Annotated in this window: 9 protein-coding genes; 2 read left to right on the forward strand and 7 right to left on the reverse strand. The window is 68.1% G+C overall.

All coding sequences use genetic code 11. The features are described from left to right. Positions 1-4: 4 nt before the first annotated feature. Complete coding sequence (asnB, locus tag A5646_RS27460) at positions 5-1,834, forward strand: asparagine synthase (glutamine-hydrolyzing) (RefSeq protein WP_067025691.1); 1,830 nt, start codon at positions 5-7, stop codon at positions 1,832-1,834. 64 nt (positions 1,835-1,898) lie between these two features. Here the strand turns inward: asnB and A5646_RS27465 are convergent, their stop codons facing one another. Then, positions 1,899-2,729, reverse strand: a complete 831-nt coding sequence (locus A5646_RS27465; RefSeq protein WP_067025693.1) for an alpha/beta fold hydrolase — start codon at positions 2,727-2,729, stop codon at positions 1,899-1,901. A 67-nt stretch (positions 2,730-2,796) separates the two neighbouring features. On the opposite strand from A5646_RS27465, the gene A5646_RS27470 reads away from it, so the two are divergent. After that, complete coding sequence (locus A5646_RS27470; protein ID WP_067025696.1) at positions 2,797-3,405, forward strand: TetR/AcrR family transcriptional regulator; 609 nt, start codon at positions 2,797-2,799, stop codon at positions 3,403-3,405. A 53-nt stretch (positions 3,406-3,458) separates the two neighbouring features. Here the strand turns inward: A5646_RS27470 and A5646_RS27475 are convergent, their stop codons facing one another. The 6 genes from A5646_RS27475 to A5646_RS27500 all read right to left on the reverse strand — a co-directional run bounded on the left by A5646_RS27475 (position 3,459) and on the right by A5646_RS27500 (position 10,684). Further along, positions 3,459-4,025: a TetR/AcrR family transcriptional regulator gene (locus A5646_RS27475; RefSeq protein ID WP_255362105.1), complete on the reverse strand. Its 567-nt coding sequence runs from the start codon at positions 4,023-4,025 to the stop codon at positions 3,459-3,461. A gap of 112 nt (positions 4,026-4,137) precedes the next feature. Then, positions 4,138-5,427, reverse strand: a complete 1,290-nt coding sequence (locus A5646_RS27480; RefSeq protein ID WP_197505305.1) for a lipase family protein — start codon at positions 5,425-5,427, stop codon at positions 4,138-4,140. A 153-nt stretch (positions 5,428-5,580) separates the two neighbouring features. Continuing rightward, positions 5,581-6,390 (reverse strand): polysaccharide deacetylase family protein, encoded by an 810-nt coding sequence (locus A5646_RS27485; RefSeq protein WP_066868462.1) that lies wholly within the window; start codon positions 6,388-6,390, stop codon positions 5,581-5,583. Positions 6,391-6,645: 255 nt separating this feature from the next. Continuing rightward, positions 6,646-8,046, reverse strand: a complete 1,401-nt coding sequence (locus A5646_RS27490; protein WP_066868460.1) for an alpha/beta hydrolase-fold protein — start codon at positions 8,044-8,046, stop codon at positions 6,646-6,648. A 173-nt stretch (positions 8,047-8,219) separates the two neighbouring features. After that, on the reverse strand, positions 8,220-10,475 hold the full coding sequence (locus A5646_RS27495; RefSeq protein WP_067025699.1) for a cation-translocating P-type ATPase: 2,256 nt from the start codon (positions 10,473-10,475) through the stop codon (positions 8,220-8,222). Next, complete coding sequence (locus A5646_RS27500) at positions 10,472-10,684, reverse strand: heavy-metal-associated domain-containing protein (RefSeq protein WP_067025701.1); 213 nt, start codon at positions 10,682-10,684, stop codon at positions 10,472-10,474. The genes A5646_RS27495 and A5646_RS27500 overlap by 4 nt, the downstream gene beginning before the upstream one ends. Positions 10,685-10,720 lie beyond the last annotated feature (36 nt).

Below are 10,720 nucleotides of genomic sequence, written 5' to 3' on the forward strand. Positions count from 1 at the left end.
CAACGTGTGTGGCATTACTGGCTGGATTGCTTTCGAGCGTGATTTGACGCGTGAGCGTGACGTGCTTGATGCGATGACCCTGACGATGGCGTGCCGTGGCCCGGACGCGTCGGGTGTGTGGTCAGAGCGTAATGCGGCGCTGGGCCATCGCCGCCTCGCGGTGATCGACCTGCCGGGTGGTGGGCAGCCGATGTCAGTTTCGACCCCGCAGGGTGATGTCGCCATGGTCTACAGCGGCGAGGTCTACAACTTCACCGAACTGCGAGACGAATTGGTGGCGCTGGGCGAGCGCTTCAAGACGTCGAGCGATACCGAGGTGGTGCTGCGTGGCTATCTGCAGTGGGGCGATGCGGTGGCTGATCGCCTCAACGGGATGTACGCGTTTGCGATCTGGGATGCGCGGCGCCGCACGCTGGTAATGATCCGCGACCGGATGGGCATCAAGCCCTTTTATATCTATCCGACAGCGGACGGGGTGCTGTTCGGTTCCGAACCGAAGGCCGTCTTGGCGAATCCGATGGTCAAGCGCGTCGTGGACATCGATGGCCTACGCGAGATGCTGCTGCCGATCAAGACTCCGGGGATGGCCGTCTGGAAAGGCATGCGGGAGGTCGAGCCCGGCACGGTCGTCACCGTCGACGAGCGTGGTATCCGTGAGCGCACCTATTGGCGGCTGGAGTCGCGGCCCCACACCGATGACGAAGAGACGACCGTTCGGCGGGTGCGCGAGCTGCTCGACGACATCGTGCGGCGGCAGCTGGTGGCCGATGTTCCCAAATGCGTATTGCTTTCCGGCGGGCTGGACTCGAGCTCGATCACCGCACTGTCTGCGCGTCAGTTGAGCGTTCCGGTGCGAAGCTTCTCGGTGGACTTTGCGGGGCAGGCCGACAATTTCGCCCCCGATCAGGTGCGCTCGAGCTGGGATACCCCCTACGCGCGCGATGTGAGCGAGCACGTTCGTTCCGAGCACACCGAAATCGTGCTCAACGCCGATGATTTGGCGGATCCGGATATCCGGCGTGCGGTGATCGTCGCCCGCGACCTGCCGGCGGGCGGGGGTGACTTGGACGCGTCGTTGTACCTGTTGTTCAAGGCGATCCGCAGGCACTCGACGGTGGCGTTGTCGGGTGAGTCCGCGGACGAGATCTTCGGCGGTTACCCACAGTTCCACGACCCCGTCATGCAGCGCACCGACGACTTCCCCTGGCTTGCCGCCATGGAACTGATGAAGGGGAATGCCGCTGGCGTGTACACCCGACCGTTGCGCTCGGCGGTCGACCTGGACACGTACAAGCGCGAGCGCTACACCGAGGCGGTGACCGAGGTGGCCAGCGTTGAGGGTGAGGACGATTTCACCCACCGGATGCGCGTTATGAGTTACCTGCATCTAACGAGGTTTCTGCGGATCCTGTTGGACCGCAAGGACCGGATGAGCATGGCGGTGGGCCTAGAGGTGCGGGTGCCGTTTTGTGATCACCGGTTGGTGGAGTACGTATACAACACGCCGTGGTCCTTGAAGGCCTTTGATGGGCGGGAGAAGAGCCTGCTGCGCGGCGCCTGTCGTGACCTGCTGCCCGAATCGGTGGTGCGGCGGGTCAAAGCCCCCTACCCGTCGACGGCCGACCCGAGGTACGGCGAACAGATCCAGCGGCAAGCCAAGGATCTTCTCGCCGGGGACAGCGACGCACTGTTCGGTCTGATCGAGCGCTCCAGGCTCGAGGAGCTGACCAGCCTCGACCCGGAAACGCTGCCAACAGGTGCTCGGTACCAGATAGAGCAGGCGCTGGACGTGGCCAGCTGGCTCGACCTGTACCAGCCCGAGGTCGTCTTCTGACCCACTGGCCGCGTCGCAGACTTCCGGTGCATGTAGCCCCGCACCGGCCTGCCGCGCGGGATGCCTAGGCGCGCACCGCAATCGATGACAGCAGATCGGCGAGCCGATCGGGCTGATCGACCATCGAGAACGTCCGTGCCCCCGCGATGACTTCGAGGCGGGCATTGGGAATAGTCGCGGCCAGCCGCGCCCCGTCTTCCTGCTCGAAGAACACGTCGTCGGCCGACCACGCGATGAGCGTCGGCTTGTCGAAGTCGTAGAGCCGGGCCGCCACCGTCGTCGTCACCTCGGTGCGCATCGAAAGGGTGAACTGGCGCAGGTCTTCCGCGACCGCGGGGAGCGACAGCGCCGGGCGCACCCAGGCCTCGGTGAGCTCGTCGATGTTGCGATGCGCCAGGCCGTCGAACGCACGCTTGCGCACGGCCGGCACCCGCATGGCCTGGGTCACGGTCCGGAAGGAGGGCTTGGTCTTCGCCGCGAGAATGACCGGCTTGAGGATCGGCGGCGGAAAGTGTTCGAACGCATCGCAACTCGTGAGCACCAACGCACCCAGCCGTTCGCGATGGTGCACGGCCACCAGCTGGGTGACGACGCCGCCGGTGTCGTTGCCCACCAGCACCACGTCCTGCAGATCCAGCGCGGCAAGCACCTCGGCGACCATGCCGGCGACACCGGTGATCGTCCGGTCGGCGCCGCGGCGCAGCGGCTCGGGATGCGCGCCCAACGGCCAGGTCGGAGCGATGCACCGCAGGCCACGGGGCGCCAGGCGCTCACTGACCTGGCGCCACAGTTGCCCACCCATCATGTAGCCGTGCACGAACACGACAGGCCTGCCGTTTTCGGGTCCGGTTGCTTCGTAATGGATCGTTCCGGCACTAATGTCGATCGTCGACATAGCAAACTCCTACCTCGGGGATACACTTACAAACAGGCTGTCTGTTCGTAAGTTACCAACAGACTGTATGGAAAGCAAGAGACGGACCCAGGAAGAGCGCTCCGCGGCGACCCGCGAGGCGCTGATCGCGGCTGCCCGCAAGCTGTGGGGGCTGCGGGGTTACGCCGAAGTGGGGACGCCGGAGATCGCGACCGCCGCGGGGGTCACCCGGGGCGCGATGTACCACCAATTCGCCGACAAGGCAGCGCTTTTCCGCGAGGTCGTCGAGGTCGTCGAGCAGGACGTGATGGCGCGGATGGCCGTGGTGGTGGCCGAATCCGGGGCCGCCACGCCGGCCGACGCGGTGCGCGCCGCGGTCGACGCGTGGCTCGACGTGTCCGGCGATCCCGAGGTGCGCCAGCTGATCCTGCTGGATGCGCCGAGTGTGCTCGGCTGGGCCGAATTCCGTGATGTCGCCCAGCGGTACAGCCTGGGCATGACCGAGCAGATGCTCACCGAGGCGATCCGGGCCGGCCAGCTGGCCGAGCAGCCGGTGCGGCCGTTGGCGCATGTGCTGATCGGCGCGCTCGACGAGGCGGCCATGGTGATCGCCACCGCCGACGACCCGACGCGGACCCGTCTCGAAGTCGGGCAGGTGTTGCATCGGCTCATCGGCGCGATGTTCGACGCTCGGTGACGGCCACCACCCTCGGTGGTCACGCGAAAACCACAGAGCTGGATCGGTTTTCGCTACTCTTCGCGTACCTGCGCGACGCCCGCGATGACGCCCTGGATCAGGCGGTCCAGGCGCTCGGCATCGTCGACGGCCGGCTGGCCCGCGACGAAGGTCAACATGATGCCGTTGATGAACGCCAGGGTGGCGGTCGCCTGGTCATCGACCAGGTCCGGATCCGGCGCGCTGTCGGCGGCATGCCATTGGGTGACGACACTGCGCGCCAGGGCGTAGAGCCGGTGGGCGGATTCGTTGAGGGCAGCGGCCAGTTCCGGGTCGCGGCCGGCCAGCAGCGCGAGTTCATAGCGGGCCTTGGCGCGCGTCAGCCAGGGTTCGCTGTTCACGTACATGACGATGCGGGCCAGGCCCGCGGTGCCGGCGAACTGGGTGGCGTGATTCTCGGCGAGCTCGGCCATCATCGAGAAGTCGGCGACGTCGAGCTCGGCCAGCCGTGTCGCCATGGCGTGCACCAGTGCCTTGCGGGTCCGAAAGTAGAACGACGTGGTGCCGGCCGGCACCCCGGCGTGGTCGTCGACCTTGGGATGACTGACGCCGTGCACCCCGTTGGCGCCCAGCAGCTCGATCGCGGCGTCGGCGAGCTGGCGGCGCCGCTCCGGCGCGTTGTGCTTTCTACGTGCAGCGATACGCCCCAGTTTATCCGGCGGAGGCGGCGGCGGCCCGGATCGCGCGAATCCGTTAGAACTGACCGCAGTTCGGTGTGGTGGGCTCGCCGTTGAAGCGCGCGGCGATCCATTGCATGGCCGGTTCGCCGTCGACCAGCATCGGCAGCGCGTGGTTGATGACGAGCTTGTTGAGGAAGGGTGGCTCTTCGTTGGTGCGGAATTCGACGTCGGCGTCCTGGGCGCACCAGTCGCGGCCCAGCTGGTTGGCCGCGGTCCAGGGCACCAGCGGGTCATAGCGATTGCTGTCGATCATGACCGGTGCGTTGGGTTTGAAGCGCCCGAGCCGTTGGGCCTCGAACAGGCTGTTGAACGGCTCCTCGTTCACCAGCTGGTTGATGTCCTCGGTGAAATAGGGCTGAATGTGGCGAAACATGAAGTCCAGCAGGGTCTGTCCGACGCATTGCCGCGATACCGATTCCAGCATCGCCAACCCGCGGGGCGTCATCTTGGAACGGATGATGTCGGCGAACTCCGGATAGGCCGCCATGACGCTGTTGAGGGCATACCCGACGACACCGACCAGCGCGCTGCCGTCGGCGTAGGGCAACAGTTCCTTGAGGTTGGCCGGCGGCGCGCCGGCGTAGGTGCCCACGATGTGGAGGTCCGGGGCGTATTGGGAGGCGAGCTCGGCGGCCGACGCGGTCGCGCCACCGCCTTGCGAGTAGCCCCAAAATGCCACCGGCCCATGCGGATCCAACGACGTCCCGGGCAGCCGCATGGCCGCGCGGGCCGCATCGAGCACGGCCTGACCCTCGGCCACCCGGCCCACGTAGGTGTGCATGGACGGGGTGCCCAGGCCCTGATAGTCGGTCATCACGATGGCGAAGCCACGCGCGACCATGGTCGCGACGAACAGCTCCTCGTAGTTGAACATGATGTCCCAGCCACCCGAATAGTGGATGCCCTGGTTGAACATTCGCGACGGGGCGCACTGATTGCCCTGGCCCTGGGTGCCGGGCGCGTAGCTGATCAACGGCCGCGGTCCGCGCCCGGGCCAGTCGTTGTAGGGCTCGAAGTAGGTGCCGGTGACCGCGATCGGATTGCCGCGGGTGTCCGTGCTGCGGTACATGATCCGGGTGCCGGTGGCCATGATCGCGCCCAGTTGTCCGGAGGGTTCCAGCACCAGCCGCGAAGGCTCGGTACGGATCAGATCGCCAGGCTGGCCGGGCGGTAGCGGGTCCGGCGGGGTGTAGAAGTCGGCGTACTGCGGTTCGTCACCGCCGTCGGCCCGCGCATTTCCCACTCCCACGAGTGCGCACGCAATTACCAGCAGTATTGCGAAAATTCCCCCGGCCCGATGCATTACGGAACGGTAACAATCACCGGGCCGTCAGCGGAAGAGCAATCTCTAAATTTTTAGAGATTGAATTGACCGGGGCATGTTTTTGGCCGAAGAATTGCCAGGTGGTGCGGTGGCGCCCGGTGCATGAAGCCGGAATCCGTTGACTAGCAGTCGCTACGGCGTCTTGAGGAAGACGTCGTTGAGCGTGACGGTGCGCAGGTTCCGGTCGCGGATGATGTCGACGAGTTGCGGGTAGACGTGCGTGACCGGCAGATGATTGAGGTGCCCGATCACGATGGCCTGCGGCGTGAAGTACTGATCGGCCATCTGGACGATGTACTCCTCGGTGATCAGCGTCGAGTCCGACAGGGAGCCCGACCACAGCGTGGGGACGTGGTAACCGAGGTCGGCGGCCACCGCGTCGACGGCGGCGTTGCGCTTCGCGTATGGCGGCCGCCAATACGGCTTGGCGCCGATGCCGTACGTCTTCTTCAGGAACGCGTCGTTGCGGGAGAGCTGTTCTGCCACTTGCTCTTTGGTTAGTGTGGTCATGTCAGGGTGTGACCAGGTGTGGTTGCCGAGCTGGATCTGACCGCTGTCGACCAGCGGCCGAAGCAGCTCCAGGTTGTCCGTCCACGAGTCGTAGATCCCGTTCACGAAATAGGTCAGTCGTATGCCGGTGTCCTTCGCGAACTGCGTGTAGGCACGCACCACGTCGCTGTTGACGCCGTCGTCGACGGTCAGCGCCAGCAGGTCACCCTCGCCCGGGAGCTTCATCAGGGCGCCGCCGCCGGGCAGCGGTATGCGGGCGCTGGGCGGCGGGGGCGGTAACAGGGCCCGTGGGGCGGTCGGTCCGGAGGTCGGCACGTCGGCCGCCGGCGTCTGGGCAAAGGTGCGTGGCTGCGGATCGACGATCAGCCGGGCGGCGCCGACGCCGGCGACGACAGACGCGGCGAGCGATCCCAGGAACTGGCGGCGGTTCATGGCTGGCAAGCGACGGCGTCGATCAAATGATCACGAGGCGATGAAAATGGCGAATTCGGCGCGAGGATTCGCACCCGGATTGTGGCGCGCTGCGCACCAAGCGGGTCCACGCAGGAACCGCCTTTGATGCAAAACATCGAGGCCACAGCAGCGAACCGTACCATTGGCGGCGCCGAGAAGTCGGCTCCGTTACGGGAGGGTCAGCTGTGAATTTCGCCGACCCGGGCTAATTCACGGTCCGGGCCGGCTGGTGAATCAGTGCGGTTCCCCGGCGGCCCGTTGCGGCAATTGCACCGGTTCGGTGCTTGGTGTGCCCAGCGTCGAGGCCAGCCACGGCAGTGCCGTGGCAAACGCCTGGGCGGCGAACGGCCAGTCGTGCTTGCCCGGTTGGGTGACCACCGCGCAGGCGATGCCGTGGGCGGTGCCGACGGCGCACAGCGAGTTCGCCGCGGCGTCCTGGCCTTCGGGGTTGGCGGCGGGATCGCTGCTGGACGCGGTGAGCGTGGGGCTGGCTTCCTGCGCGACCGTGCGCGCCTCCGTCGACGAGGGCACGTCGAACCATCCCGACAGGCCTTCGTAGTGGCCGTGCTTCGTCATGACGGTGACCGGGTCGAAGGCGGCCCACGCGTCGTGGTTGCCGCCGAAGAGGCGGGCGACGGTTTGATCTGTGGAGCCGCCGTTGGGCCCACGGTCACCCGCGATGTCCACGAACGCGCTGAACAACTCGGGGTGCATGACGGCCAGGTCCACCGCGCAGGTACCGCCCATCGACCAGCCGGCGACGCCCCAGTTGGCGCGGTCGGCGCTGACGCCGAAGTTCGACACCATGAAGGGCACGATGTCCTTGGTCAGATGATCGGCGGCGTTGCCGCGGGGGCCGTTGACACACTCGGTGTCGTTGTCGAAGGAACCGGTGGGGTCGACGAACACCAGCACCGGGGAAAAGCCGTGGTGGGCGGCCGCGAAGTTGTCGATGGCGGTGAACGCGCCGCCCGGGCCCAGCCAGTCGGCGGGGGTGTTGAAGGCGGAGCTGATCATCATGACCGCCGGCAGCCGCGGCGGCGGATTGCTGTTGAACCAGGCCGGTGGCAGGTAGACGAGCTCTCGGCGGTGGGCGAAGTGCGAGCCAGAGGGGACATTGTCGTCGATGTCGACCGGCACCACCACGCCCTTGGTCGGCCTGGTTCCGGCGATCTGCATCTCGGTCACCCGCAGCCGGTCGATCTGGTCGGGCAGCGGCACCGACGTCAGCTGGTTCCACGCGGCGAGCGCGGTCGGAAAGTAACCGACCCAGCCGTTCAGCGCCATGCCGGCACACAGGACGCACAGCGGTATCGACACCAGCGCCACCCCGCGACGCCACCAGCGGACGCCCCGCCACCCCACCAGGAAGACCGCGGCGGCCAGACCGGTCATCGCGATCCAAAGCCACAGCGTCGTCGGTGCCGGGTCGCCGGCCACCCCGAGCGAGGTGATGTACCACCGCGCCAGCAGGGTCACCGCGACGGCCGCGATCAGCGCGACCGGCAGCACCCGCTTGAGCCAGCTCCCGGCACGCCATTGGATCGCCACGAGCAGCACGAGCAGCGCCAGCCCCTGCACGGCCGGCGGGAACCAGCCATGCAGCAGGGACAGTTGTCCGAAGAACTGCTCCAACGGTCGTGACCTTCGCTAGATCGATCGCTGTGCGGGGGTGCGGTGAATATCCGAGGGCCGGTCGGGGTCATCGAAGACGGCGGCCGGACCAACTATCCCATACGATCGCGGCCCGTCAGCCGACCGTTTCAGCGTGTGGGCCGAGCAAGGTCCGCTCGACCCTGCTGGCGCCCTCATGCGTCGTCGACGCCGCTGGTGAACGAGCGCAGCCGCAGGCTGTTGCCGACGACGAGAAGGCTGGAGACGGCCATCGCGGCGCCGGCGAACATCGGGTTGAGCATGCCGAGCGCGGCCAGCGGGATGGCGGCGAGGTTGTACCCGAACGCCCACAGCAGGTTCGTCTTGATCGTGGCCAGCGTCCGCCGGGACAGCCGGATCGCGTCCACAGCGGCCCGCAGGTCACCGCGGACGACCGTGAGGTCGGCGGCCTGGATCGCGACGTCGGTGCCGGTGCCCATGGCCAGGCCCAGATCGGCGGCGGCCAGCGCCGCGGCGTCGTTGACGCCGTCGCCGACCATGGCGACCACCTTGCCCTCCGATTGCAGGCGTTGCACCGCGGCGACCTTGTCGGCGGGCGTCGCGTCGGCGATGACCTGCGCGATCCCGAGCTCGTCGGCGACGCGGGCGGCGACGCCCGCGTTGTCGCCGGTCAGCAGCACCGGCGTAAGGCCCAGTCGGGTGAACTGTCGGACCGCCTCGGCGCTGGACGGTTTGATCGTGTCGGCGACCACCAGGATGCCGCGGGCCAGGCCGTCCCAGCCGACTACCACGGCGGTCTTGCCTTCCGCCTCGGCGCGGGCCTTGGCCGCCGACAGCGCGGCATCGAGGCGCATCCCGCGTTCGGTCAGCAAGCGTTCGCGGCCGACGACGACCGCACGCCCGTCGACCGTGCCCTGCACGCCGTCGCCGTCGATCCCGGTGAAGTCGGTGGGAGCGGGCAGCGCGCCGAGTTGGGCCACGGCACCCCGGGCGATGGCCCGCGCGACGGGATGTTCGGAGGCGTCTTCCAGGGCCCCGGCGTAACGCAACAGCGTGCTGCGGTCGGTCTGCGGGCCGGGGATGACGTCGACCAGGGTCATCTTGCCGGTGGTGACGGTGCCGGTCTTGTCGAGCACGATCGTGTCGACGCTGCGCGTGGCCTCGAGCACTTCGGGCCCGTTGATGAGCACGCCGAGCTGGGCGGCGCGTCCGGTGCCGACCAGCAGGGCGGTCGGAGTGGCCAACCCCAGCGCGCACGGGCAGGCGATGATGAGCACCGCGACGGCCGCCGTCAGCGCGGTGGTGAGCGAGAAGCCCGCCGCGAGCCAGCCGGCCAGCGTCGCCACCGCGAGGCCGATGACCACGGGAACGAACACCGCCGAGACGCGGTCGGCGAGGCGCTGCGCCCGGGCCTTGCCGGATTGCGCCCGCTCGACGAGCCTGGCCATCTGCGCGAGCTGGGTGTCGTCCCCGACCCCGGTGGCGCGCACCACGAGCCGGCCGCCGACGTTGACGGTGGCGCCGGTGACCGCGTCGCCCGCACCGACCTCGACCGGGACGGACTCGCCGGTCAGCATGGCGACGTCGACGGCTGAGGAACCCGCGACGACGATCCCGTCGGTGGCGATCCGTTCCCCGGGACGCACGACGAACTCGTCGCCGACCGCGAGGTGCTCGATCGGGATGCGGGTCTCGGCACCGTCGCGTAGCACCGCGACGTCCTTGGCGCCCAGTGTCAGCAGCTCGCGCAGCGCGGAGCCGGCCGCCCGCTTGGACCGCTTCTCGAAATACCGGCCGGCGAGCACGAACAACGTCACACCCGCGGCGACCTCGAAGTAGACGTGGCACGGGGCGCCGTCGCGCCCGACGGTCAGCTCGAAGTCATGTTGCATACCCGGTTGGTCGGCGGCCCCGAGAAACAGGGCGTAGATCGACCACAGGAATGCCGCCAGGGTGCCGAGCGAGACCAGCGTGTCCATGGTGGCGACGCCGTGCTTGAGGTTGGTCCAGGCGGCCCCGTGGAAGGGCCGGCCGCACCAGACGACGACCGGTGTGGTCAGGGCCAGCGAAACCCGGTGCCAGTGCGGGAACTCCCACGCGGGCACCATGGCCATGGCGATGACGGGCCCGGCCAGCACGATCGCGGTGGCCAGCCGCCGGCGCAGCGAGGCCAGCTCCCGGTCATCGGGTGTCGAGCCTCGCGGCAGGGCGGCGGCGTACCCGGCTTTTTCGATCTCGCCGATGAGAATCCGCGGGTCGTACCCGGCGGGGGCCGTGACGGCGGCCTTCTCGGTGGCGTAGTTGACGCCCGCCGCGACGCCGTCGAGCTTGTTGAGCTTCTTCTCGATCCGGGCCGCGCACGAGGCGCAGGTCATCCCGGTGATCTCCAGCTCGATGTGGGACGGGGTGGTTGCGGCGGCGCGATTGATCTGTCGTGGGGAAGTGCTCATGCGACCAGGACGGCCTCATAGCCGGCCTCGTCGACCGCGCCGAGGACGGCATCCGCGTCGATGGGCCGTGCGCTGGTGACGACGAGCCGGCCCGTGGCGGCGCTGACCGCCACCTCCTGCACGCCGGGAATCCGGGCGACCTCGCTCTGGACGGCGGCCTCGCAGTGCCCACAGCTCATCCCGCTCACCCGATATTCGCTGGTGGGCATGCCGCTCCTTCTTCGCTTCCCCGGCAGGTCTGGACC

This window comes from Mycobacterium sp. 1245499.0 (assembly GCF_001673615.1).
In the GTDB taxonomy this organism is placed as follows: domain Bacteria; phylum Actinomycetota; class Actinomycetes; order Mycobacteriales; family Mycobacteriaceae; genus Mycobacterium; species Mycobacterium europaeum_A.

Coding starts and splice junctions, on each gene's coding strand:
- A5646_RS27480 (WP_197505305.1), bottom strand. CDS start 5,427: ATGCATCGGGCCGGGGGAATTTTCGCAATACTGCTGGTAATTGCGTGC.
- A5646_RS27465 (WP_067025693.1), bottom strand. CDS start 2,729: ATGTCGACGATCGACATTAGTGCCGGAACGATCCATTACGAAGCAACC.
- A5646_RS27495 (WP_067025699.1), bottom strand. CDS start 10,475: ATGAGCACTTCCCCACGACAGATCAATCGCGCCGCCGCAACCACCCCG.
- A5646_RS27485 (WP_066868462.1), bottom strand. CDS start 6,390: ATGAACCGCCGCCAGTTCCTGGGATCGCTCGCCGCGTCTGTCGTCGCC.
- A5646_RS27470 (WP_067025696.1), top strand. CDS start 2,797: ATGGAAAGCAAGAGACGGACCCAGGAAGAGCGCTCCGCGGCGACCCGC.
- A5646_RS27500 (WP_067025701.1), bottom strand. CDS start 10,684: ATGCCCACCAGCGAATATCGGGTGAGCGGGATGAGCTGTGGGCACTGC.